Below are 22,857 nucleotides of genomic sequence, written 5' to 3'. Positions count from 1 at the left end.
GTCGCGACGGCGGTCAGAGCCGGGTCTGCGGGTGGTTGCGGGCCAGCATGAACACGCCCCACACGGCGATCACGCCGGCGAGGAGGAACACCGCGTTCGCCCAGAGCGGGGCCTGGGACGCCTCGCCCAGCACGACGATGCCGATCACGACGGCGACCATCGGGTCGACCACCGTCAGTCCGGCGATCACGAGGTCGGGAGGCCCGGTCGCATAGGCGTTCTGCACGAAGTACGCGCCGAGCGCCGTGGCGAGCAGCAGGCCGAGCAGGCACGTCCAGGTGAGCCACTCGACCTCGCCCTGCTCGATGCGGCCGAGCACGACCTTGGCGAGCGTGGCCACGAACCCGTAGAGCACGCCCGCCATGATCACGTAGAAGATCGCGCGGATCCGTCGACGGAAGAGGCCGAACGCCACCCCCGCCAGCGCGAGCACGACGGCGAGGATGATGAGGATCGTGACGAGCTGCGCGTCGGTCACGGGCTTGTCGACCGCGGTGAACGCCGCGACGCCGACGAAGAGGAACACGCCGCCGACGCACATGACGATCGCGGTGATCGACTTGCGGTGCAGCTTCACGTGGTTCAGCCGGGAGTTGAGGATCGACGTGATGACGAGCGCGATCGCACCGAGCGGCTGCACCACGATGATCGGCGCGAAGTAGAGGCTCGAGAGCTGGAAGAGGATCGCGAGCCCGAGCATGACCGTGCCGATGACCCACGACGGCCGCGCGAGCAGGAGTGCGAGCTGCTTGCCGCTCAGGCCCTTGCCGAGCGAGTCGACGGTGCGCGCCTCGACCTTGACCACTCCGCGGTGCTGGAACTGGGCACCGAGCGACAGGAACACCGCGCCGACGAGAGCCAGCGGGATACCGATGAACGACGTGGGGTCGAGCGCGATCTGCTCGGAGAGGTCGCTCAGGTCCGGATCCACGCATCGACCCTACCGGGTCGGCCGCCGATATCCTTGGCGAATGGCCGTCCTCCCCATACGCATCTCCGGCGACCCCGTGCTGCACTCCCCCGCCCTTCCCGTCGAGACCATCGACGACGACCTCCGCTCCCTCGTGCGCGACCTCTTCGAGACGATGGATGCCGCGCCCGGCGTCGGCCTCGCCGCCCCGCAGGTGGGCGTGCCGCTGCGGCTCTTCACGTACGGCTGGACCGACGAGGCCGGCACGAAGTGGCGTGGCGTCGCGATCAATCCCGAGCTGTGGATCTCGCCGCCGCCCGCGGGCGAGCCCGATGAGGACGAGGAGTCCGAGGGGTGCCTGTCGTTCCCCGGCGAACGGTTCGGGCTGCGCCGCGCCGAGCGCGCGATCCTGCGCGCCACCGACCTCGACGGCGAGCGGTTCGAGATCGAGGCCGAGGGCTGGCTGGCACGCATCTTCCAGCACGAGTACGACCACCTCGACGGCACCCTCTACGTCGATCGGCTCGGCGAACGCGATCAGCGCATCGCCGCGAAGATCGCGCGAAAGCTGGGCTGGGGCAAGCCCGGGGTGTCGTGGATGCCGGGCGTCGACCACCTCGAGGACTGAGCCGCGACGCTCACGTGAAGGCGCGGATGCCCGCCGCGACGAGCGCGGCCACGATCACGACCACGAGGAACGGCACGCGCATCGCGAAGAGCGCCGCCGCGACGATGATCGCCGGCACCCGGGCGTCGACGACGATCGCCTGACCGGCGCCGAGGGTCTGCACGGCGATGAGCGCCGCCAGCAGCGCGACCGTGAGGAGGTCGGCGATGCGGGCCGGCCGCTCGCGTTCGAGGAGGCCCGCCGGCACCAGGTAGCCACCGAGCTTCAGCGCCAGTGTGGCCGCCGACGCGATGAGGAGGACGTGCCACGTGGTCATGCGCGGCTCCGCCTCGAGAACAGGTCGAACCAGCCGACGAGCACGGCCGCCAGCGCCGCGACGAGTACCGGCAGCCCGGGTGTGAGCACCGGGGTCGCGAGCGTCGCGACCACCGCCGCAGCCACCGCGACCGCGCCCGCCTGGAACCGCTTGAGCCGGGGCCACAGCAAGCCGAGGAAGGCCGCCGCCGCCGCGGCATCCAGGCCCCACGCCCTCGTGTCGCCGAGGGCTTCGCCGATGAGGGCGCCCGCGAGCGTCGTCAGGTTCCATCCGACGAAGATCACGAGCCCGGTCGCCCAGAAGCCGAGCCTGGCCGCCCGATCGCTCGTCTGGGCGAGCGCGACCGCCGTGGACTCGTCGATCGTGATCCACGCCGCGGCGATGCGCTGCGCCAGGCTGCCGCGATCGACGATCGGCTTCATGCGCATGCCGTAGACGACGTTCCGGATGCCGAGGAGCGCCGCCGCGGCGATGGCCGAGCCGCCCGCGGCCACCCCGCCCGACGCGAGCACGCCGACGAGCGCGAACTGCGAGCCGCCGGTGAACATCACCATGCTGAGGAAGCAGGTCTGCCACACGTCGAGCCCGGACGCCACCGCGAGCGCTCCGAACGAGATGCCGTACGCGGCCGTCGCGAGGCCGACGCCGACCCCGTCGCGGACCGGCGTGACCCGGCGCACGGGCTCGTCGTGCGAGCCATCGGCGACCGCCTCGTACTCCGGCACGAACCCTCCCGAGTCGACGAAGGGCCGCCCGGATCGACCGGACGGCCCTTGTTGCTCCCCCACTTGGACTCGAACCAAGAACCTATCGGTTAACAGCCGATTGCTCTGCCAATTGAGCTATGGAGGATCGCTTGTTCAGCAGAGACACTCTAGCAAAGGGAGCCCCGGTCTCCCAATTCGAGGCCCCCTCGACAACGCCCGGGGACCGTCAGTATCCCGCGCCAGCATCGATGCGACCCTCGAGCGGTCGCCCGGCGAGGAACGCGGCGACGTTGCGACCGACCCGCTCGGCGAAGAGCGGCACGACCATCGCCTCGGTGTCGGCGACGTGCGGGGTGATGATCGTGTTGGGCGCGGTCCACAGCGGATGCCCCGTGGGCAACGGCTCGGGGTCGGTGACGTCCAGCCCGGCGCCGCCGAGGGCGCCCGATGCGAGGGCGGCGACCAGGGCGTCGGTGTCGACCACGGCGCCGCGCGCCACGTTCACGAGCACGGCGCCGTGCGGCATCCGTTGGAGCTCGCGCGCGCCGATGAGCCCGCGTGTCTCGCCGGTGAGCGCCGCCGCCACGAAGACGACCTCGGCGTGCTCGAGCGCCGGGCCCAGGTCGGCGACCCCGACCGTGCGCCACGCACCCTCGACCGGCTCGTCGCGACGGCGGACGACGGTGACGCGGACGCCGAACGGCGCCAGGAGCCGCAGGAGCTCGGTCGCGATGCCGCCTGCCCCGACGATGACCACGTCGGAGCCGAACAGGGTGCGACCGCGCTCGTCGACGTCCCACTGCTCGGCGCGCACCCGCATCGGCACCTCCCGCAGCACGGCGAGGGCCAGCATGAGGGCGTGCTCGGCGACGGGCTGCGCGTACGCGCCCTTCGCGCTCGTCCACGTGCGACCGTCGTCCCGGAAGCGGGCGAGCAGCGGCGCGAACGCATCGACTCCCGCCCACGGGAGCTGCACCCAGGAGACGCCGGGGTGCGCGTCGAGCGCGTGCTGCAGCGACTCCGCTCCGGATGCCGCGGTCCAGACGATCCCGCGGGTGCCGGGTCCGAGCGCCGCGACCGCGCCGCCCGCGCCGCCCACCGCCGCAGTCACCACGGGGTCGCCATCGGGCAGCACGGCGATCGGGCCGGGCGACGCCGGACGCCAGGCGGGGCTCGTCGGCGGCTGGGAGCCCGAGACCACACGATGCGGACGACGCGGCGACGCGGCATCCGTCATGCCGTCGGACCGTCCTCCAGCTCGTCGATCACCGCATGGCCCGCGTCGAGGGCACCGGCCAGGGCCATCACGTAGGGATGGGCGGGATCGTGGAACACCTCGTCGATGGTGCCGAGTGCCGCGAGCTCCCCCTTGTCGAGCACCGCGATGCGATCTGCGGTGCGTCGCAGCACCGGCAGGTCATGGCTGATGATGAGCGCGGAGAACGAGTGGTGCTCGCGGTCGCGCAGCTCGCTGATGAGCTGCGCAACGGCGTCGCGCACCGTCAGGTCGATGCCCGCGGTCGGCTCGTCGGCGATCAGCAGCGACGGGCCGAGCACGAGCGCCTGTGCCAGGGCGACGCGCTGGCGCTGCCCCCCGCTCAGCTCGTAGGGGAACTTGTCGAGCATGCCGAGCGGAAGCCGCACGGCGTCGATCATGGTCGCCACCCGGGTCTGCAGGGCCTTGCGGTTGTACCGCCGGTCCCGCTCGAGGATCGGCTCGGCCACGATCTCGGACACCGTGCGATCGCGGGGCAGCATGGCGGCCGCATCCTGCGGGAGGTAGCCCACGTGGAACTGCAGCTCGGGCACCTTGCGTCGCGGCAGCGAACGGAGGCGATGCCCGAGCACCGTGGCCTCTCCGCCGGTGATGACGGGCCGCACCTCGGCCGATTGGGGATCGAACGCCACGCCCGAGAGCACCTTGGCGAGCGTGCTCTTGCCACTGCCGGCGCTGCCGAGGAGCCCGAGCACCTCGCCCGGGTGGATGGTCAACGTCAACCCGTGCAGGGCGACATGCGCAGGGCTCGGCCCGTGCGAGGGGTACTCGAGTGACAGGTCGCTCAGCACCACCGGGAAGCCGTGCGCCGCGCCCCGCATCAGTCGGCCTCCCGCAGGCGGCGGAGCTCCTCACGCCGCTCGGCCTGCGCGGCCGGATCCGGCACGGGAAGCGAGGCGAGCAGGCGCTGCGTGTACGGGTCGACGGGCGAGCCGAGCACCTCGAGGCCGGTACCCTCCTCGACGAGGCGGCCGTGGTAGAGCACCGCGATGCGGTCGGCGACGAGGTCGACCACCGCGAGGTCGTGGCTGATGAACAGCGACGCGAAGCCGAACTCGCGCTGCAGCTCGGCGAAGAGCTCCAGCACGCGGGCCTGCACCGACACGTCGAGCGCGGAGGTCGGCTCGTCGGCGATGAGCAGCTCGGGCTCCAGCGCCAGCGCCCGGGCCAGGCTCGCGCGCTGCCGCTGCCCGCCCGACAGCTCATGGGGATAGCGATCGCCGTACGCCTTGGGAAGCTGCACCGCCTCGAGGAGCTCGTCCACCCGCGTCCGCGCCGCCCCGGCGTCCTTCGCACGCCCGTGGATCACGAGCGGTTCCGCCACGCACTCGGCGATCGTGAGCAGTGGGTTGAAGCTCGAAGCGGGATCCTGGAACACGAACCCGATGCGGCTGCGGAGCGGGCGGAACGCGCGCTCCCGGATGCCGTTCATCTCGGCGTCCAGCACCTTCAGGGATCCGCCGGTGACCTTCGTCAGTCCCGCGATCGCCCGGCCTATGGTGGTCTTGCCCGAGCCGGACTCGCCGACGAGTCCGAGCACCTCCCCCGGCCGGATCACCAGGTCGACACCGCCGACCGCTTGGAAGCCCGTGCGGCCGAACCGCCCCGGATAGGTGATCTCGAGGCCCTTCGCCTCGACCACCGGCGGCTGCTCGGTCCAGTTGCTGGGGCGCGCCGCGGCTCGCTCCACCGCCTTCGCCGTGCCGTGTCCGACGTAGGGCACCGCGGCCAGGAGCTTCTTCGTGTAGTCGGCCTGCGGCGCCGCGAACAGGGTGTGGACGTCAGCCTCCTCGACGACGTTGCCCTGGTACATCACGACCACGCGATCCGCGAGGTCGGCGACGACGCCCATGTTGTGCGTGATGAGCACGATCGCGGTGCCGAACTCGTCACGGCAGCGTCGGAGCAGGTCGAGGATCTCGGCTTGCACGGTGACGTCGAGGGCGGTGGTGGGCTCGTCGGCCACGATGAGCCCGGGCTCGAGCACGAGGGCCATCGCGATGACCACGCGCTGCTTCTGCCCGCCGGAGAACTGGTGCGGGAAGTGGTCGACGCGCACCTCGGGGTCGGGGATGCCGACACGGCCGAGGATGTCGATCGCCTTCGCGCGCGCCTCCTTCTTCGACAGGTTCCCGTGTGCGCGCAGGCCCTCCGCGATCTGCCAGCCCACCGTGTAGACCGGGTTCAGCGCCGTGGAGGGCTCCTGGAACACCATCGCCACATCGGTGCCGCGCAGGTCGCGCAGCCGCTGCTTCGACACCGAGATCACGTCGTTCTCACGCGTGCCCTCACGGTTCGACAGCACGACCGAGCCCTTGGTCGTGGCCGTCTCGGGCAGCAGCCCGAGGATGGTCTTCGCCGTAACGGTCTTGCCGCTGCCGGACTCGCCCACGATGGCGACCACCTCGCCGCGCTGGACCGTGATCGAGACGTCGTCGATCGCCTTGACCGCGCCGGCGTCGGTGGCGAACGAGACGCCGAGGTTCCTGATGTCGACCACCGTGCTCATCGCTTGACCTCGATCCCGTGCTCGTCGAACGTCTCTCCGTCTTCCAGCCCGTCGATTCCGCCAGGGCCGGCGGTCAGGGTGCCACCCGGCACCACCGACGTCTCCGCGACGTCACCGGAGGACTGGGCGACCCGCCGACGTCCACGCAGGCGCGGGTCCGCGAGGTCGTTGAGGCTCTCGCCGACGAGCATGATGCCGAGCACCGAGAGCACGATGGCGAGTCCGGGGTAGAGCGCCGTCCACCAGATGCCGCTCGTGACATCCGACTGGGCCTTGTTGAGGTCGTAGCCCCACTCGGCGGCCGCCGTCGGCTCGATGCCGAAGCCCACATAGCCGAGCGCAGCGAGCGTGAGGATCGCTTCGGCGGAGTTCAGCGTGATGATGAGCGGAAGGGTGCGAGTGGCGTTGCGGAACACGTGCTTGAACACGATCCGCGAATTGGACGCGCCGAGCACCTTCGCGGACTCCACGAACGGCTCCGCCTTGATCCGCACGGTCTCGGCGCGGATCACCCGGAAGTACTGCGGGATGAAGACCACGACGATCGACCCGGCCGCCGCGAGAATGCCGCCCCACAGGCTGGACTGCCCGCCCGAGATGACGATGGAGAGCACGATCGCCAGCAGCAGCGACGGGAACGCGTAGATGGCATCGCAGATGACCACGAGCGTTCGGTCGAGCCAGCCGCCGAAGTACCCCGAGTAGAGGCCGAGGGCGACGCCGATGAAGATCGAGAGCAGCACGGCGACGATGACCACGAGGATCGCGGTCTGCGTGCCCCAGATCACCCGCGACAGCACGTCGTATCCGCCGACGGTGGTGCCGAACGGGTGCGCGGCTGACGGCGGCTGCTGCGTGCCGAAGGCGCCCTCGGCGTCGGCCCGCTGGGCGAAGCCGTAGGGCGCGAGCAGCGGCGCGAAGACGGCGTAGATGATGAAGACGGCCATCAGGATGAGGCCGGCGACGAGCATCCCCCGTTGCAGGCCCACGCTCTGGCGGAGCTGGTGGACGACGGGCAGTCGATCGCGAAGGCGGCGCCTCGGAGGACTGGCGACGGATGCAGCGGTCATTTCAGTACCTCACTCTCGGGTCGATGAACGCCGCGAGGATGTCGACGATGAAGTTCGTGAGCGCGACGATCACGGCGAGCAGCACGACGATGCCCTGCACGGCGATGTAGTCCCGCGACTCGATGAACTCGACGAGGATGAAGCCGAGCCCCTTCCACTCGAAGGTGGTCTCGGTGAGCACGGCGCCCGAGAGCAGGAGCGCGATCTGCAGCCCGATGACCGTGATGATGGGGATCAGCGCCGGCCGGTAGGCGTGCTTGCGGAGCAGCCGGAGCTCGCTGACGCCGCGCGATCGGGCGGCGTCGACGTAGTCGGTGGCCAGGGTGCCGATCACGTTCGTGCGGACGAGTCTCAGGAAGATGCCGGCGGTGAGGAGTCCCAGCGCGATGGCGGGCAGCACGGCGTGCGACAGCACGTCGCCGAGGACCTCGGGGTCGCCGGTCATGAGCGCGTCGATCGTGTAGAAACCGGTCGAGTTCGGCAGGAGCTGCATCTCCAGTTCGGCGCCGACGCTCGCGCGGCCGGCGACCGGGAACCACTGCAGCCAGACCGAGAAGATCAGCTTCAGGATGAGGCCGGCGAAGAACACCGGCACGGCGTACCAGTAGATCGCCAGCACCCGGAACACCGCATCCTGCGGCTTGTCGCGGTAGTAGGCGGTGAGCAGGCCGAGCGGGATGCCCACGACGAACGCCACGATCAGCGAGTAGAAGACGAGCTCGAACGTGGCGGGCCCATAGGTCGCGAGCACCTCGAGCACGGGACGATTCGTGGTCACCGTCGTGCCGAAGTTGCCCGTGATGAGCTGGCCCAGGTACTCGAAGTACTGGACGATGAGCGGACGGTCGTACCCGGCGGCGGCTCGCAGCTCTGCGAGGGCCTCCGGTCCCAGACGGCCACCCTGGGCGGCCGTGATCGGATCGCCCGTCGTGCGCATCAGGAAGAACACGAGGGTGACGAGGATGAAGATCGTCGGGAAGATCAGCAGGAAGCGGACGAGCAGGTAGCGGCCGAACCCGCCGCCCTGCGACTTGGGCTTCGGGCGACCCGAGGCCGGGACATCCTCCGTCGTTGGAACGGTGTCTAGTGTGCTCATGGATTCCTCAGGGGTACAGGGGAACGGGGGCGACCCGCGGTAGCAGGTCGCCCCCGTCGTCGAGCTTCAACGACTCTAGTGCGGATCAGCCCTTGGAGAGCGCGCCGTAGCGGAACTTGAACGACGCGTCGAGCGTGTCCTCGGCACCGTCGACATCGCTGCCCACGACCGCGACCTGCGCGCCCTGCATGTACGGGATCGTCGACAGGTCGGCTGCGACCTTGTCCTGGATCTCGCCGATGAGCGCCGCGCGAGCCTCGGGGTCCGCCGTGACGGCCTGCTCGAGGATCAGGTCGTTCACCTCGGGGTTGTCGTAGTGGTTCGCGAGGAAGTTCTCCGTGAGGAAGAACGGCGTGAGGTAGTTGTCGGCGTCCGAGTAGTCGGGGAACCAACCCAGCTGGTAGGCCGGGTAGAGGTCGGCGACGCGGTCCTTGGAGTACTGGACCCACTCGGTCGACTGCAGGTTCACGGTGAACAGGCCGCTCGACTCGAGGTTGTCCTTGATGATCGCGTACTCGTCGCTCGACGACGGTCCGTAGCGCTCGGCCACGTACTGGATCGAGATGTCGAGCGGCGTGGTGATGCCGGCCGCCTCGAGCGTGGCCGCCGCCTTGTCGGGGTCGGGTGCGCCGTTGCCGTCGCCGTAGAGCTCCTTGAGCGCCTCGTTGGCACCCGTGAGGCCCTCGGGGACGTAGGAGTACAGCGGCGTGAAGGTGCCCTTGTACACGTCCTCCGAGATCGCGTCGCGGTCGATGAGGTCGGCGATGGCCTGGCGGACGGCGAGCGCCTTCGCCGGGTCCGCCTCGGGGGTGGTCGCGCCGAACGGCATCGTGTTGAAGTTGAAGACGAGGTAGCGGATCTCGCCACCGGGGCCGTCGACGACCTTCACCTTGTCGTTGCCGCGGAGGTCTTCGATGTCGGTCGCGCTCAGCGTGCGGTGCGCGACGTCGATGTTCCCCTCCTGTACGTCGAGCTTCAGGTTCGAGGCGTCGGTGTAGTACTTCACGTTGACCGTGTCGGTCTTCGCCTCGCCCAGGATGCCCTGGTAGTCGGGATTCGCCTTGTACGAGATCAGGTTGTTGAAGTCGTAGCTGTCGATGACGTACTGGCCGGCGAACGCGTTGCCCGCGACGATGTCGTCGTCGGAGGTGAGCGAGTCGGCCGAGAAGACGTCCTCGTCGACGATCGGGCCGACCGGGCTCGACAGGATCTGCGGGAAGATCTGGTCGTTCTCCGACTTCAGCGTGAAGACGACGGTGGTGTCGTCGACGGCCTCGACCGAGTCGAGGTTGTAGAGCAGCGACGACGGGCCGTTCTCGTCGGCGATCGCGAGCTGCCGGTCGAACGTGAACTTCACGTCGGACGCGGTGAGGTCGTTGCCGTTGGCGAACTTGAGGTCGGGCTTCAGCGTCACCGTGTACTCGGTGGGGCTGGTGAACTCGGCGGACTCCGCGATGTCGGGCTCGACGTCGGGGCTGCCGTAGGGGGTGTTGAGCAGGAACGGGTACACCTGGTTCATCACGGCGAACGAACCGTTGTCGTACGAGCCGGCCGGGTCGAGCGCGGTGACCTGCTCGGTGGTGCCGATGGTCAGCGTGCCACCGGATGCCTCGCTGCTGCCGCCGCCGCCGGCGGTGCAGCCGGCGAGTGCGAGGGCGGCCACGGAGGCACCGGCCACCGCGATGAGGGCGCGGTTCCGGTTCGTGGATGCGGATGTCATATCCGTCTACCTCTTCCTATGGGAGTTCGGCTCGACCTTCGGAAGGCGGATGCCGAGTTGGTGGGACCGGCGCGTTCGGGGTCCGCATGCGGGCGTGGAACGGGTCGCTCGTCGTCCGCCCTCGAGACGAGGACGGGCCACCCCGCCGCTCTGCTGCGAGCGGGAGGACCCTTCAAGAGGTAGCACGGCGGACTGGAGCGGGAACTCAACGTTATCGGACCGTAATGCTCGGAAATCCTGACGGGTAACCGTCGGAATTCGCCACGCGTCGATTCGGCGCGGCGACCTGTCGCTCTCGCGGGCCCCGATGGAAGGATCCTTGGACATCGCTTTCCCAGCGGATGCAATGCCGCATCACAGGAAACGGTGCACGCGGGCGCATCGCCCCGCGGGAGACGACATGGAGGTTGCAGTGGCACGACGAGATCACCGACCCAGAACCGCGACGAGGCGAGCCGGGCTCGCGGTCGCCGCCGCCGCGGGCGTCATCACGCTCGCGACGGTGTCGAGCGGCAGCGCGATGGCGGCACCTCCCGACTCCTTCGACCCATCCGTGCTCGGCCCGGTCGACCCGCAGTCCTGGGAGAACATGGACGACATGACCTGGGACGACTACGTCGCCGTTCCCGGCACCGACTGGGCCAACGACATCGAGGGCTCGGAGCGGCAGTTCAACGGCGCGATCGTGCTCGTCGACTTCGAGAACCAGCCCTTCCTCGTCACCCAGCCCGAGGGCGCGCACGCGTTCGGCGACCCGTCGGGTCTCACCAACGGCCTCGCTCGCGAGGACGTGCCGCAGTTCTACCTCGACCTGCTCAACAAGCCCAGCGAGCTCAACCACGGACGCACCATCAACGAGTACTGGATGGAGCAGTCGGGCGGCCGCCTCAGCGTGCAGATGCAGGCGTTCGGGCCGTACCAGCTTCCCGGCAACATCGAGGAGTACGGCCTGAACGACTCGTTCAACAAGCCGAACGCCGCGTTCTGCCCGCAGGGCGAGTCGTGCGACAAGAACATCCGCACCGACGCACTGGCGCTCTGGGGCGCCGACATCGGCAGCGCCGACCCGCTCACCCAGTTCGACCAGGTGTTCTACGTCACCGCCGGCCACGACGAGTCGTCGACGTGGGAGGAGTTCGGGCAGATGCTGTTCGAGCACCCCGAGGACGTGACCGACGACTTCGGGCCGCCGCGAGATGAGAACGGCGTCGCGCTCGACCAGAACGGCGCGCCCATGGCGAACTGGGCGAAGACCCGCTACGTCCCGTGGACGTCTTGGGCCGCCGCGGTCAACCACTGGCCGAACGCGAACTCCCCGAGGAACGGCCGCGCCGGCAACTCCACGCAGGCGGAGTCGTCGGGCATGGGCACCTACGCCCACGAGTTCTCGCACATCCTGGGCATCGCCGACAACTACGGGAACCCGTACGGCACGGAAGCCGCCGACGGCGGACCCCTGCGTGACACGAGCGGTCCATTCGACATCCTGGCGCGAGGCACGTTCAACGGGCCCGGCGGCACCCACGAGCGCTGGAGCGTCCCCTCGGTCGCCGGCGGATCGCAGCCCTCGGGCGTCGGCCTCCGCAACCGCATCAACCTCGGGATCATCGACGAGGCGAACTACCTGAACCTCCAGGAGAGCGACCTCGACGCGCTCGGCTCCGTCGTCACCAGGGTGGTCTCCCGCGCCGTCATGCGGCCGGGCGAGCTGACGGGCATCAACCTCGTCTTCGACAAGCCCACGGCGGCGGCGGCGGATGACTCGACGGGCACCTGCACGCGCCAGGCGAAGTACGACTGCGATGGCGGGTCGTTCGACAACTACACCGTGGAGGTCATCGACCGGATGGGCACGGACTCGTTCCAGCCCGACCACGGCGTGATGATCGCCAAGACGAAGAACCAGGACCGCAACCCGTTCATCTGGACGATCGACGCGAACCCGCAGGACATCGCGACGGTCGACTACGTGCGGCCCGACGGCACCCCGATCATGATCACGCGGGGTGACCAGCGCCAGCTGAACGATGCGCTCTTCCACGCCGGCAACGACTCGGGTTCCGAGTACGAGTACGTGGACGCCGCGAACGGACTGCACTTCTACGTCCTGAACGTGGAGCGCGACGCCGAGGGCATCCTCTCCTACGACGTGGCCGTGCGCTCCACGGTGAGCGCCGGACCGCAGGCCCGCGGCATCGACCTCGGCGCCGCGACGGTGAAGGGCAACCTCGCCGCCATGCACGGCCAGGCGCAGGCCGACGGCACCGCGATCGCACAGTGCCTCGTGCCGCTCACGAACACCGGCGCAGCAGTCGAGGACCCGAAGGCGAACAGCGACATCTACCGTCTGGCCACCTCCGTCGAGGGACGCGGATGGTCGGTGACGACGCCGAGCAGCATCGTCGCGGCGGCGGCCGGCTCGACGATCGAGCTGCCCGTCTACGCCTCCCGCGGAGCCGACGCCGACCGCGACGCGACCGTCACGGTCACGGCGACGTCGGAGAACGACCCGTCGAAGACCGAGACGATCACCTGCGAGCTCGACGCTCCGGGCAAGGCCCGGTAGTCGCTCGCACCGAGCGGGGCACGCGGAACGGGGACGACCTCCCGTTCCGCGTCGCCCCGTTCGGCGTCACGCGGGTTCCGCGCGAGCCCGTACGATCACACGACACGAACGACACGACACGACGCCCGGCCGATCGGCGGGCACGAGGAGGCCACGTGAGGTTCCGACCCGTCCACCGCCCTGCGCTGCTCGCCGCGACGATCCTGTCCGCCGCCGCGCTCGCCGGGTGCGCCGGCACGACCGCCGGCGCCGGAGATGGCGAGGCGGGCGGCCTGCAGCTCGTCGTCCGCGACGGCCACCTCCGGGAGGTCGGCGCCGCATGCTCCGGAGCGCGGCCGTACCTCGGCGTCCACAAGGGCGCCCAACTCTCCCTCCACGACGACGAGGGCCGCCAGGTGTTCGCCGCGGTGCTCGGCGACGGCGAGGCGGTGAAGGTCGACGACATCGACTACGGCACGGCCCCGCGCATCCCCACCTTCTGCCGGTTCTCCCTGGGAATCGCGGAGCTGGACGACGGGACGCAGTACTCCGTCAGCATCGACGGACAGGTCGTCGCCGAACACGAGGCGGATGCCGCTGACCCGATGGTCTTCGTGCCGGCACTCGCCGACCCCACCATCGAAGGAACCGAATGATCTCCCTCCGCCGAGTCGCCACGGTCGCCGCCGCCGCTGCCCTGGCCCTCACCCTCGCTGCGTGCACGTCCGAACCACGAGGTGGAGCGGCTCGACTTCCCGGCGACCTCCCCGAGGGCACGTCGTTCGCCTCCGACGCGGAGGCCCCCGCTGCCCCGTCGCTCGAGGGCCGTCTGGTCGACGGCACGGAGGTCGACCTGGACGTCCTCGCGGCTGGGCGTCCGCTCATCGTGCAGTTCATGGCCAGCTGGTGCTCCACGTGCGCCGGCCAGCAGGGCGTGCTCGCCGACGTGGCGTCCCAGTACGGCGACGCCGTGGCGATCGCCCAGGTCTCGGGCGACACCGACCCCGAAGCGCTCGCGACCTACCTCGAGGACCACCAGGTCGGCGACCCCGTCGTGCTCGATCCCGACCTGCAGATCTGGCGCGCCTACGCCGTGACCGAGCCGCCCATGACCGCGCTCATCGACGCCGACGGGCATCTCGTGAAGCTCTGGCCGGGCGGCGCCGACGCCGTGAAGATCGGCGAGCAACTCGAGCAGATGGTGTCCCGCGCAGGCTGAGCGGGGGCGCGTCCCGTCAGTCGCCCCGCAGGGCTCGACGATCGCGCTCGAGGTCGACGAGGGCGTGCTGGAGCGCGGTGTACGTCGCCGTGTCGGCGCGATCCGCGCGCTGGAGCCGGCCGAGCAGCTCGGACTTCTGCCGCAGGAGCTCCCGGTCGACGAGCGCGCTCACCACCCCCGTGACGTAGGCCGCGAGCTCGGCCTCGCTGCGCTGCGGCACGGGCGCGACGGCGAGCTGGTGCACGATGCCGCTGAACGGCGCGGGCACCTCCTCGACGACCCGGTCGACGCGGATGGCGGGCTCGGGCGACGCGAGCACGGATGCCACGGCGTCGCGGACGACCGCAAGCGTCGCGTTGCCGAACCGGCAGTCGATCGCGTGGCGGAGCAGGTCGGCGCCGACCGCGTCGGGGTACTGCAGGATGACCTGCAACGCGTCGCGCTCGAGCCGGGTCGACGGGTCGTTCGGCAGGTCGGTGATCGAGAACGGGCGGGTCGGGGCATCCGCGGCCGCGGCCTGATCACGCGGCGAACCCTGCTGCCCGTTGCCCGGCGCCGCCGAGGCAACCGATCCGCGTCGGTCGCCGCCCGCGGCGGTGCCCTTGGGGCGTGACGCCGCCGATCGCACGGCCCGCTCGACCTCAGCGAGCTCGAGGCCCAGCATCCGCGCGAGCTCCCGCGTGTATCCGGGGCGCAGCGCGGGGTCGCGGATGTCGGCGACGGCCGGCGCCGCGGCCCGGAGCGCGGACACCCGCCCCTCGACCGTCTCGAGGTCGTAGCGCGCGACCGTGTGGCGGATCACGAACTCGAACATCGGCGTGCGGGTGTCGACGAGCGAGCGCACCGCGGCGTCGCCGCGCGCGAGCCGCAGGTCGCAGGGGTCGAGTCCGTCAGGCGCGACCGCGACGAACGTCTGGGCCGCGAAGCGCTGCTCCTCGGCGAAGGCGCGCATGGCGGCCTGCTGCCCGGCCGCGTCACCGTCGAACGTGAAGACGACCTCGCCGATGCCCGAGTCGTCGCCGAGCACCCGCCGCAGCACCTTGATGTGGTCGACGCCGAACGACGTGCCGCACGTCGCGATCGCGGTGGTGACCCCGGCGAGGTGGCACGCCATCACGTCGGTGTAGCCCTCGACGACCACGACTCGGTGCGTCTTCGCGATGTCGCGCTTGGCGAGGTCGAGGCCGTACAGCACCTGTGCCTTGTGGTAGATCGCCGTCTCGGGGGTGTTCAGGTACTTGGGGCCCTGGTCGTCGGCGAGGAGCCGCCGCGCCCCGAAGCCCACGGTCTGTCCGGTCACGTCGCGGATGGGCCACACGAGCCGGCCGCGGAACCGGTCGTAGACGCCACGGTCGCCCTGCGAGACGAGGCCGGATGCCGCGAGCTCCTCGGTCGTGAAACCTCGCCCCTTGAGGTGGTCGGTCAGGGCGTCCCAGCTCTTGGGCGCGAAGCCCACGCCGAACCTGCGGGCGGCCTCGGCGTCGAATCCGCGCTCCCCGAGGAACCGGCGACCGACCTCGGCGTCGGGGGCGCCCAGTCGCTCGACGAAGAACTCGGCGGCGGCCTGGTTCGCCGCGAGCAGCCGGGCGCGATTGCCGTGGTCCGAGGCCTGCCCGCCGTCTTCGTAGTGCAGCTCGAGCCCCACTCGGCCGGCGAGGCGCTCGACCGCCTCGGTGAACGAGACGTGGTCCATGCGCTGCAGGAACGAGTAGACGTCGCCCGATTCACCGCATCCGAAGCAGTGGTAGTAGCCGAGCTGCGGACGCACGTGGAAGCTCGGGCTGCGCTCGTCGTGGAAGGGGCACAGCCCCTTCAGGGAGCCGACGCCCGCGGACTTGAGGCTCACGTGCTCGCCGACGATGTCGGCGATGTTGGTGCGGGCCTTGACCTCTTCGACATCGCTCTGTCGAATGCGGCCCGCCATGGCTCTCATCCTAGTTCGCCACGGAACGACGAGGGCCGGATACGGACACGTCGCAGGGCGACCCGTCCCGGGTCGGTACGCCGCTGGGGTTGCACGCCGAACCGGCCTCGGGCGCTCACCGCTGGACGAGCCGCTCGTACCAGGCGAGTGCGGACTGGTCGGTGAGGCTTGCGACCTGGTCGACGATGGCGCGCTTGCGGGCGTCGTCGTCGCGGGCGTCCCGCCAGTCTGCGGCGAAGCCCGGATCGAGGTGCCGGTCGCCCGTCTCGTGCAGCACGTCGGCGAGCGAGATGAGCACCTGGCGCTGCTGGGTGTAGATGGGCTGGCGGGTGTTCTTCGACATGACGAACGCGGCCACGATGCCCTTGAGCACCGCGATCTCGGCCTGGATCTCGCGCGGCACGACCACGTCGGCGTCGAACCGGATGAGGCTCGCGAGTGGGAACGCCGACCTGGTCGCCTCGGTCGCGGCGTGCGCGAAGCGGCCGATGAGCTGGCTCGTCAGGTTCTTCAGCCGCCCCTGCTCGAAGCGGCTGCCGCTCCACGTGTCGAGCCAGCCGTCGAGCGAGTCGAGCCGGTCGAACGCGGCGATGAGTTCGTCGTGGGTGATGGCGCCGCCGATCCACTCGTACATCGACGAGACGAGCGCATCGTGGTCGACGCGGGCGCCGAGCGCAGCCACGTCGACGTAGCCGTTCACGATGGCGTCCTCGAAGTCGTGCACCGAGTAGGCGATGTCGTCTGAGAGGTCCATGACCTGGGCCTCGATGCAGAGCCGCCGCTCGGGAGCCCCGGCGCGCATCCACTCGAAGACGGCGACGTCGTCGCGGTAGAAGCCGAACTTCGCCCGGCCGCTGGGGTCGGCGACCGAGGTCGCCTCAGGCCACGGGTACTTGCAGCTCGCATCGAGACTCGCGCGCGTGAGGTTGAGCCCGTAGCTGCGGCCGTCGGCGTCGAAGACCTTCGGCTCGAGTCGCGTGAGGATGCGCAGGGTCTGCGCGTTGCCCTCGAAGCCGCCGATGTCGTCGGCCCAGGTGTTGAGCGCCCGCTCGCCGTTGTGCCCGAAGGGCGGGTGCCCCAGGTCGTGGGCGAGGCACGCCGTGTCGACGACGTCGGGGTCGAGGCCGAGGCTCGTGGCGAGCTCGCGGCCGACCTGGGCGACCTCGAGCGAGTGGGTGAGGCGGTTGCGGGCGAAATCGAGGCCCGCGGTGGGGCTCAGCACCTGCGTCTTGGCCGCGAGACGCCGGAGCGCGCTGGAGTGCAGCAGCCGCGCCCGGTCGCGGGCGAAGTCGCTGCGCCGGTTGGTGTGCTCCTCGGGAAGCAGGCGCTCGGTGTCGGCGTCGTCGTATCCGCCGAACAGTCGCTCCCGCACGTCAGCCGCCGCTCGTGTCGAGCTCGGCGTCGACGAGCGTGGTGCGATCGTGACCGGCGAGCTCCTGCGAGTCGAGCCACCCCTCGGGGAGCGCGGGATTCTTGGGGGTGCCCGCCCGCCCGCGTGGACCCTCGGCGCCCTCGCCGGGGTAGGGCATCGACCAGTCGAGCGTGCCGAGCAGGTCGTCGAGCTGCGCGAGCGACTCGACCGTGGCCAGCTTCGCCCGCAGTTCACCGCCGACCGGGTATCCCTTGAAGTACCACGCCACGTGCTTGCGGATGTCGCGGCAGCCCCGCTCCTCGCTGTCGAAGAACTCGGTGAGCAGCTCGGCGTGCCGCCGGAAGGTCTGCGCCACCTCGCCGAGCGACGGATGCGCCGTCGCCGACTCGCCGCGGAACGCCGCCGCGAGGTCGCCGAAGAGCCACGGCCGGCCGAGGCATCCGCGCCCGACGACCACCCCATCGCATCCGGTCTCCGCCACCATGCGCAGGGCGTCGTCGGCCGACCAGATGTCGCCGTTGCCGAGCACCGGCACGCTCGTGACGGTCTGCTTCAGCTTCGCGATGGCCGACCAGTCGGCCTCGCCCGAGTAGAACTCCGCAGCGGTGCGGGCGTGCAGGGCGATCGAGGCGACGCCCGCGCCCTCGGCGATGCGGCCGGCCTCGAGGTAGGTGAGGTGGTCGGCGTCGATGCCCTTGCGCATCTTCACCGTGAGCGGGATGTCGCCGGCGGCGCGCACGGCGCCCTCGACGATGTCGCGGAACAGCCCGCGCTTCCACGGCAGCGCGGCTCCCCCGCCCTTGCGGGTGACCTTGGGCACGGGGCATCCGAAGTTCAGGTCGATGTGATCGGCGCGGTCTTCGGCGACGAGCATGGTGACCGCCTCGGCGACCGTCTTCGGGTCGACGCCGTAGAGCTGGATCGACCGCGGCGTCTCGGACTCGTGGTGCGTGATGAGCCGCATCGACTCGGGGGTGCGCTCGACGAGCGCGCGAGACGTGATCATCTCGCTCACGTAGAGTCCGGCGCCGAACTCGCGGCAGAGCCGGCGGAACGCCGTGTTCGTGATGCCGGCCATCGGGGCCAGCACGACGGGGACGTCGAGTTCGATCCCGCCGATCGTGAGCGGGGCCGCGGGAAGCGTGTCTGAAGTGGGCATCACCGTCGATTCTCCCAGAGTTCCAGTCGGCTTCGCCCGTGAGCGCCGAGCGCGCCTAGGATCCGAGGAGGACGAGGTGTGGAGGACGACATGGTCGACGCTGGGCTCACGGGTTCCGATCGGGTGCGAGCGGATGCCGCCGAGCGCGGCCTCGAGGTCGAGATCATCGAACGGCCCGCCGCCCGGAGCCTCGAGGAGGCCGCGCACCTGCTCGGCATCACCCCGGCCGACATCGTCAAGTCGCTCGTCGTGAAGCGCAGCGACGACACCTACGTGTTCGCGCTGGTGCCGGGCGGCCGGAAGATCTCGTGGCCGAAGCTGCGCGGGCTGCTCGGCGTCAACAAGCTCCAGCTGCCCGACGCCTCGCTCGCGCTGGCGGCCACGGGCTACGAGCGCGGCACGATCACGCCGCTGGGCTCGACCACCGCCTGGCCGGTCGTCGTCGACGCGACGATCCCCGGCCGGCGCGTGTCGATGGGCGCCGGAGAGCACGGCCGCAGCCTGTTCGTCGACGCCGACGACCTCGTGCGGGCGTTCGACGCCACCGTGGCCGACATCACCGACTCCGAGTAGCGGTCAGTCCGCGGCGCCCGCGCCCGGAATGAAGCAGACGTCGCCCTCGCACACCATCGCCGCGGGGTCGCCCGTCACCATGGTGAACGGCGACGGAGCGGCATCCGTCGAATCGCTCGTGGCGGCCGGGCCGCTCACCTCGGTCGTCTCGGTGCGCTCGCTCATGCCGCGGCGCCGTCGCGCTCGCCGGCGACCTGCGTGAGCACCTGGCTGAACACCTCGGCGGGTTGGGCGCCCGACACGCCGTACTTGCCCTCGAAGACGAAGAACGGCACGCCGTTGATGCCGTAGGCACCCGCCTGCGCGATGTCGGCCTGCACTGCGGCGGCGTAGCGTCCCGATTCGAGCGCCTCGCGGGCGGCATCCGCGTCGAGCCCGACCTCGGCGGCGAGCTCCACGAGCTCGTCCACGCGGCCGACGTGGCGGCCCTCGGTGAAGTAGGCGCGGAACAGTCGCTCGGACAGCTCGAGTTGCAGCCCCTGATCCTTCGCGAAGTGCAGCAGCTCGTGCGCCTTCAGCGTCTTCGTGTGCTGCAGCGCCTCGAAGTCGTAGTCGAGGCCGGCATTCGCCGCGACCCCCGTCACGTGCTGCAGCATCTGCTGCACCCGGTCGGCCGGCAGGCCCTTGTGCGTCGCGAGGAAGTCGACCTCCGAGCCCTCGAAGTCGACGGGGGTGTCGGGGGCGAGCTCGAACGAGTGGTACTCGATCTCGACGTCGGGGGCGTCCGCGCCGAGGGCCGCGATGCCGCCCTCGAGGTGCCGCTTGCCGATGTAGCACCAGGGGCACGCGATGTCGGACCAGATGTCGATCTTGATGGGGGAAGTCACGATGAGGCGAACGGACGCCGCGGCCGCCGTATTCCCCGGCGCCGCGGCATCCGCGTTCCGTCACGCCCCGACCGGCAGCTCGGAGGCGGCTCAGCGGCCGACGACGAGGCGCGTGACCTCGGCCACGACCTCGTTGTCGCGCACCGCGTCGGGCCGGTCGGTGCGGGTGAGGATGACGAGCGTGAGCGGCTCGGTGCCCGGACGCCAGAGCACGCCGGCGTCGTTGACGACGCCGTACTCGCCCCCGCCGGTCTTGTCGGCGAGCTCGTAGGGCGGCGTGAGGCCGGCGCGCATCCGGGCGCCCGAGGTCGTGTTCCGGAGCATCCACTCACGGAGCCTCGATGAGGCGAGCACGCCGGCGGCGTCCTCGAGCATGAGGGCCGAGTACAGCGCGGCGATGTCGTCGGGCGTGGTCGTGTCCCGCTCGTCGCCCGGGCGGGCCTCATTGAGGTCGGGTTCCCAGCGGTCGAGCCGCGTGTGCGTCGCCCCGAGCTCCCCGGCGAAGGCCGTGATCGCGGCGGGCCCACCGAGCTCGCGCAGCAGCAGGTTGCCTGCGGTGTTGTCGCTGTAGCGGATGGCGGCGTCGGCGAGCTGCTCGGGGGTCGCCTGCTGCGGCCGCATCGTGCTCAGCACTGCCGAGTCGCGCACGACATCCGCGTCGGTGAATGGGATGGGTGTCGACCAGTACGCGTCGTCGTATCCCCGCGCCCGCACGAGCGCCGCGGCGGCCAAGGGCTTGAAGAGCGAGCACATGGGAAACAGGTCGGCCGCCCGGTAGCGGAACGCGCGGCGGTCGGAGCGGCGGTCGGCGGCGCGCCCGCCCGGCAGCGCGACGACCCCGATCGTTACGTCGGTCGCGACCTCGAGCGCGCGAAGGTCATCGGACACCCGGTCGTGGTCGGCGCGCAGGACGGGCCTGCCGTTCGCCGGCAGCGGGGAAGCCCAGGCGGGCGCCGACGCCAGCACGGTGGAGACGACGCCCGCGGCCCCCGCTGCGCCGCCGAGGGCGAGCACCGAACGCCGGGACAGGAAGGTGGATTCACGCGATGCACTCATGGATTGCAGTCTTCCGATGCACCAGCGATGCCCGCAAAGCACCGAACGCCACTATTCATGCGATGATCGCATGCATGGCTCGCAACTTCGACCTCCTGTCGGCGTGCGAGGCCTTCGTCTCGGTGGCCGAGCACGAGAGCTTCACGGCCGGCGCTGTCGGTGCCGGGGTGACGCAGTCGGTGGCGAGCCGGCGCATCGCCGCCCTCGAAGCGCACCTCGGCGGTCGCCTGTTCGAGCGCTCGTCGCGCCGCGTTGCGCTCACGGCGTTCGGGCGCGGTGTGCTCCCGAGCGCGACGCGGCTCGTCGTGGCGGCGCAGGAGTTCGGCGACGATGCCGAGCAGGCACGCTCGCTCCCGATCACCCTCGCCGTGCCACGGCACCTCTCCCCCGCCCGGGCCGCCCGCCTCTGCGCCGCTGCCGCCGACGGGTCGCTGACCGTCGAGCTCCTCGAGGGGGTGCCGCGTGAGCGAGCCGAGTGGATGAGCGCAGGTCGTGCCCAGCTCGCGCTGCAGCACGTCGAACCCGACCGCGCCGTCTGGTCGACGCCGCTGGGCGTGGGATTCGCCGGCGACGCAGGTGGCAACGACGGCAGCGGCGACGAGGAACCGTTCTACCTCGCGGAGCTCCGGCCGCGACGGGGCACGCCCGAACGGCGTCGGCTCTGGCTCCAGCCCGAGGACGACGTGCCCAACGTGCGCGATCGCCTCGAACGCGTGCGCAACGGCGCGGGGCTCGCGCCCGGCCACCTTCGACTCGCCACCTCACTCGTCGCTGCGATCGCCCGCGCGATCGCCGACGGCGACCTCGTGCTCTGCACCCGCGCCGAGGCGAACGAGGCCGACCTCGCGTGGCATCCGCTCGGCGACCTGCACCTGCTGCGCGGCTACGCCCTGGTGCACCGCGACGCCGGCCTCGCCGAGCGGTTCCTCGAGGCGACCCGGCCGCTGCTGCCCGAGTTGCTCGGCACGACGACCACTGCCGGCACCGCCACCCCCACCGAGCAACCTCATGCGCACTGATCGCCTCGTACTCCGCGAGGCGACGCGGGCGCTCGCGGAGGCCGGGCTCGTCGCATCGATCACCGTGCGCGACCTCGACACCGGTCGCGAGCTCGCGATCGATCCGGATGCCGCATACCCGCTCGCCTCGGTGGTGAAGCTGCCGCTCGCGATCGCCGTGCTGCGCGAGGCCGCGAACGGCTCGATCGCCCTCGCAGCGCAGGTGGACGTCGATCCCCTCGCGCGCACGCCGGGGCTGACGGGCCTCTGCAGGTTCGAGCATCCGGCACGCGTCTCCATCGCGGACCTGCTGTACCTCGCGATGTGCGTGAGCGACGACACCGCCGCCGACGCCCTCTTCGAGCGGTGCCCGCCCGCTCGGGTCACCGGCCTGCTGCGCGGCCTCGGCATCACCGAGCTCACCGTGCGGCACTCCATCCGCGAGCTCCACGAGACGCTCGCGAGCCGCCTCACGCCCGACGAACTGCCGCAGGCGCTCGCCCTCGCGATCCAGGCGTCGACGCGCGGCGGCGGGCACCTGATCCCCCAGCTCGACGTCACGCACGCCAATGCCGGCACCTCGCGAGCACTCGTCGACCTGCTCGAGGGCCTCTGGACCGATCCCGAGCTCGCGAACGAGCGTGAGCCGATGCGACGCCTGCTCGGCATGAACCTCATGCGCCACCGCCTCGCACCCGACCTCGAGTCCGACGACGCCGAGTGGTTCTCGAAGACCGGCACGTTCCTCCACCTCAGGCACGAGGCGGGGGTGCTCGAGCACGCCGACGGCAGCGCGTTCGCCATCGCCGTGCTGAGCGAGTCGTCGGTTCCGGCGCGGCGGCAACCGGGCGCCGAGCAGGCCCTCGGCCACGCGGCCCGGTTGCTGCACGACCAGGTGCGGGCGACCCGATCCACGCGCTGACCGGATGCCGCGTGGGCCGCTACGCTCGGA

At 70.9% G+C, this 22,857-nt stretch carries 22 protein-coding genes and 1 tRNA gene; 7 read left to right on the top strand and 16 right to left on the bottom strand.

Going from position 1 to position 22,857, the window contains the following annotated elements:
* Window positions 1-13: 13 nt before the first annotated feature.
* A complete protein-coding gene (locus tag J2X63_RS14095) occupies window positions 14-931 on the bottom strand; it encodes a DMT family transporter (RefSeq protein ID WP_309978323.1) in 918 nt (305 codons plus the stop codon).
* Window positions 932-971: 40 nt separating this feature from the next.
* Here J2X63_RS14095 and def point away from each other — a divergent pair, with 40 nt between their 5' ends.
* Window positions 972-1,538, top strand: coding sequence for a peptide deformylase (def, locus tag J2X63_RS14090; protein WP_309978320.1), 567 nt, complete (start codon window positions 972-974; stop codon window positions 1,536-1,538).
* Between the two features lie 10 nt (window positions 1,539-1,548).
* Here the strand turns inward: def and J2X63_RS14085 are convergent, their stop codons facing one another.
* The 9 genes from J2X63_RS14085 to J2X63_RS14045 all read right to left on the bottom strand — a co-directional run bounded on the left by J2X63_RS14085 (window position 1,549) and on the right by J2X63_RS14045 (window position 10,232).
* Window positions 1,549-1,854 carry an AzlD domain-containing protein gene (locus J2X63_RS14085; protein ID WP_309978319.1) on the bottom strand — a complete coding sequence of 102 codons (306 nt, stop codon included), beginning with the start codon at window positions 1,852-1,854 and terminating at the stop codon, window positions 1,549-1,551.
* Complete coding sequence (locus J2X63_RS14080; RefSeq protein WP_309980145.1) at window positions 1,851-2,534, bottom strand: AzlC family ABC transporter permease; 684 nt, start codon at window positions 2,532-2,534, stop codon at window positions 1,851-1,853. Before J2X63_RS14080 ends, J2X63_RS14085 begins: the two co-directional genes overlap by 4 nt.
* A 99-nt stretch (window positions 2,535-2,633) precedes the next feature.
* Window positions 2,634-2,706, bottom strand: a tRNA-Asn gene (locus tag J2X63_RS14075).
* Window positions 2,707-2,787: 81 nt separating this feature from the next.
* On the bottom strand, window positions 2,788-3,798 hold the full coding sequence (locus J2X63_RS14070) for an NAD(P)-dependent oxidoreductase (RefSeq protein WP_309978318.1): 1,011 nt from the start codon (window positions 3,796-3,798) through the stop codon (window positions 2,788-2,790).
* Complete coding sequence (locus J2X63_RS14065; protein WP_309978315.1) at window positions 3,795-4,658, bottom strand: dipeptide/oligopeptide/nickel ABC transporter ATP-binding protein; 864 nt, start codon at window positions 4,656-4,658, stop codon at window positions 3,795-3,797. Before J2X63_RS14065 ends, J2X63_RS14070 begins: the two co-directional genes overlap by 4 nt.
* On the bottom strand, window positions 4,658-6,346 hold the full coding sequence (locus tag J2X63_RS14060) for an ABC transporter ATP-binding protein (protein WP_309978313.1): 1,689 nt from the start codon (window positions 6,344-6,346) through the stop codon (window positions 4,658-4,660). Before J2X63_RS14060 ends, J2X63_RS14065 begins: the two co-directional genes overlap by 1 nt.
* On the bottom strand, window positions 6,343-7,416 hold the full coding sequence (locus J2X63_RS14055; protein ID WP_309978311.1) for an ABC transporter permease: 1,074 nt from the start codon (window positions 7,414-7,416) through the stop codon (window positions 6,343-6,345). Before J2X63_RS14055 ends, J2X63_RS14060 begins: the two co-directional genes overlap by 4 nt.
* Window position 7,417: 1 nt before the next feature.
* The gene (locus tag J2X63_RS14050) at window positions 7,418-8,512 is read right to left on the bottom strand and encodes an ABC transporter permease (RefSeq protein WP_309978309.1); all 1,095 of its coding nucleotides are present in this window, start codon (window positions 8,510-8,512) and stop codon (window positions 7,418-7,420) included.
* Window positions 8,513-8,597: 85 nt separating this feature from the next.
* Window positions 8,598-10,232, bottom strand: a complete 1,635-nt coding sequence (locus tag J2X63_RS14045) for an ABC transporter substrate-binding protein (RefSeq protein ID WP_309978307.1) — start codon at window positions 10,230-10,232, stop codon at window positions 8,598-8,600.
* Between the two features lie 412 nt (window positions 10,233-10,644).
* On the opposite strand from J2X63_RS14045, the gene J2X63_RS14040 reads away from it, so the two are divergent.
* From J2X63_RS14040 to J2X63_RS14030, 3 genes are all read left to right on the top strand, one after another.
* Window positions 10,645-12,798 (top strand): peptidase M6, encoded by a 2,154-nt coding sequence (locus J2X63_RS14040; protein WP_309978305.1) that lies wholly within the window; start codon window positions 10,645-10,647, stop codon window positions 12,796-12,798.
* A 155-nt stretch (window positions 12,799-12,953) separates the two neighbouring features.
* Window positions 12,954-13,433, top strand: coding sequence for a hypothetical protein (locus tag J2X63_RS14035; protein ID WP_309978303.1), 480 nt, complete (start codon window positions 12,954-12,956; stop codon window positions 13,431-13,433).
* A complete protein-coding gene (locus tag J2X63_RS14030; protein WP_309978300.1) occupies window positions 13,430-13,996 on the top strand; it encodes a TlpA disulfide reductase family protein in 567 nt (188 codons plus the stop codon). Before J2X63_RS14035 ends, J2X63_RS14030 begins: the two co-directional genes overlap by 4 nt.
* Window positions 13,997-14,012: 16 nt before the next feature.
* On the opposite strand, the gene dnaG is transcribed toward J2X63_RS14030, so the two are convergent.
* The 3 genes from dnaG to dusB form a co-directional block, all read right to left on the bottom strand.
* The gene (gene dnaG / locus J2X63_RS14025) at window positions 14,013-15,920 is read right to left on the bottom strand and encodes a DNA primase (protein ID WP_309978298.1); all 1,908 of its coding nucleotides are present in this window, start codon (window positions 15,918-15,920) and stop codon (window positions 14,013-14,015) included.
* A 115-nt stretch (window positions 15,921-16,035) separates the two neighbouring features.
* The gene (locus J2X63_RS14020; protein ID WP_309978297.1) at window positions 16,036-17,292 is read right to left on the bottom strand and encodes a deoxyguanosinetriphosphate triphosphohydrolase; all 1,257 of its coding nucleotides are present in this window, start codon (window positions 17,290-17,292) and stop codon (window positions 16,036-16,038) included.
* A 1-nt stretch (window position 17,293) separates the two neighbouring features.
* Entirely contained in the window at window positions 17,294-18,451 is a 1,158-nt protein-coding gene (gene dusB / locus J2X63_RS14015) for a tRNA dihydrouridine synthase DusB (protein WP_309978295.1), read from the bottom strand.
* A gap of 90 nt (window positions 18,452-18,541) precedes the next feature.
* Here dusB and J2X63_RS14010 point away from each other — a divergent pair, with 90 nt between their 5' ends.
* Window positions 18,542-19,024 (top strand): YbaK/EbsC family protein, encoded by a 483-nt coding sequence (locus J2X63_RS14010; RefSeq protein WP_309980142.1) that lies wholly within the window; start codon window positions 18,542-18,544, stop codon window positions 19,022-19,024.
* A 3-nt stretch (window positions 19,025-19,027) separates the two neighbouring features.
* On the opposite strand, the gene J2X63_RS14005 is transcribed toward J2X63_RS14010, so the two are convergent.
* From J2X63_RS14005 to bla, 3 genes are all read right to left on the bottom strand, one after another.
* Window positions 19,028-19,189 (bottom strand): hypothetical protein, encoded by a 162-nt coding sequence (locus J2X63_RS14005; protein WP_309978294.1) that lies wholly within the window; start codon window positions 19,187-19,189, stop codon window positions 19,028-19,030.
* Window positions 19,186-19,851, bottom strand: a complete 666-nt coding sequence (locus J2X63_RS14000) for a DsbA family oxidoreductase (RefSeq protein WP_309978292.1) — start codon at window positions 19,849-19,851, stop codon at window positions 19,186-19,188. Before J2X63_RS14000 ends, J2X63_RS14005 begins: the two co-directional genes overlap by 4 nt.
* 90 nt (window positions 19,852-19,941) lie before the next feature.
* The gene (bla, locus tag J2X63_RS13995; RefSeq protein WP_309978289.1) at window positions 19,942-20,907 is read right to left on the bottom strand and encodes a class A beta-lactamase; all 966 of its coding nucleotides are present in this window, start codon (window positions 20,905-20,907) and stop codon (window positions 19,942-19,944) included.
* Between the two features lie 74 nt (window positions 20,908-20,981).
* Between bla and J2X63_RS13990 the strand changes: the two genes are divergently transcribed.
* Window positions 20,982-21,926 (top strand): LysR family transcriptional regulator, encoded by a 945-nt coding sequence (locus J2X63_RS13990; protein ID WP_309978287.1) that lies wholly within the window; start codon window positions 20,982-20,984, stop codon window positions 21,924-21,926.
* A complete protein-coding gene (locus J2X63_RS13985) occupies window positions 21,916-22,827 on the top strand; it encodes a serine hydrolase (RefSeq protein WP_309978286.1) in 912 nt (303 codons plus the stop codon). Before J2X63_RS13990 ends, J2X63_RS13985 begins: the two co-directional genes overlap by 11 nt.
* Window positions 22,828-22,857 lie beyond the last annotated feature (30 nt).

The organism is Agromyces sp. 3263 (assembly GCF_031456545.1).
In the GTDB taxonomy this organism is placed as follows: Bacteria; Actinomycetota; Actinomycetes; order Actinomycetales; family Microbacteriaceae; genus Agromyces.
The sequence above is the reverse complement of the archived record's forward strand: the minus strand, read 5'-3'. Positions and strand labels throughout refer to the sequence as shown.

Bases quoted from the DNA above. Each gene is read 5' to 3' on its own strand.
- def (WP_309978320.1), top strand. From the start codon at position 972: ATGGCCGTCCTCCCCATACGCATCTCCGGCGACCCCGTGCTGCACTCC.
- J2X63_RS14070 (WP_309978318.1), bottom strand. From the start codon at position 3,798: ATGACGGATGCCGCGTCGCCGCGTCGTCCGCATCGTGTGGTCTCGGGC.
- J2X63_RS14010 (WP_309980142.1), top strand. From the start codon at position 18,542: ATGGTCGACGCTGGGCTCACGGGTTCCGATCGGGTGCGAGCGGATGCC.
- J2X63_RS14065 (WP_309978315.1), bottom strand. From the start codon at position 4,658: ATGCGGGGCGCGGCGCACGGCTTCCCGGTGGTGCTGAGCGACCTGTCA.
- J2X63_RS14030 (WP_309978300.1), top strand. From the start codon at position 13,430: ATGATCTCCCTCCGCCGAGTCGCCACGGTCGCCGCCGCCGCTGCCCTG.
- J2X63_RS14050 (WP_309978309.1), bottom strand. From the start codon at position 8,512: ATGAGCACACTAGACACCGTTCCAACGACGGAGGATGTCCCGGCCTCG.
- dnaG (WP_309978298.1), bottom strand. From the start codon at position 15,920: ATGGCGGGCCGCATTCGACAGAGCGATGTCGAAGAGGTCAAGGCCCGC.
- J2X63_RS14060 (WP_309978313.1), bottom strand. From the start codon at position 6,346: ATGAGCACGGTGGTCGACATCAGGAACCTCGGCGTCTCGTTCGCCACC.
- J2X63_RS14045 (WP_309978307.1), bottom strand. From the start codon at position 10,232: ATGACATCCGCATCCACGAACCGGAACCGCGCCCTCATCGCGGTGGCC.
- J2X63_RS13990 (WP_309978287.1), top strand. From the start codon at position 20,982: ATGGCTCGCAACTTCGACCTCCTGTCGGCGTGCGAGGCCTTCGTCTCG.
- J2X63_RS13985 (WP_309978286.1), top strand. From the start codon at position 21,916: ATGCGCACTGATCGCCTCGTACTCCGCGAGGCGACGCGGGCGCTCGCG.
- J2X63_RS14055 (WP_309978311.1), bottom strand. From the start codon at position 7,416: ATGACCGCTGCATCCGTCGCCAGTCCTCCGAGGCGCCGCCTTCGCGAT.
- J2X63_RS14085 (WP_309978319.1), bottom strand. From the start codon at position 1,854: ATGACCACGTGGCACGTCCTCCTCATCGCGTCGGCGGCCACACTGGCG.
- dusB (WP_309978295.1), bottom strand. From the start codon at position 18,451: ATGCCCACTTCAGACACGCTTCCCGCGGCCCCGCTCACGATCGGCGGG.
- bla (WP_309978289.1), bottom strand. From the start codon at position 20,907: ATGAGTGCATCGCGTGAATCCACCTTCCTGTCCCGGCGTTCGGTGCTC.
- J2X63_RS14005 (WP_309978294.1), bottom strand. From the start codon at position 19,189: ATGAGCGAGCGCACCGAGACGACCGAGGTGAGCGGCCCGGCCGCCACG.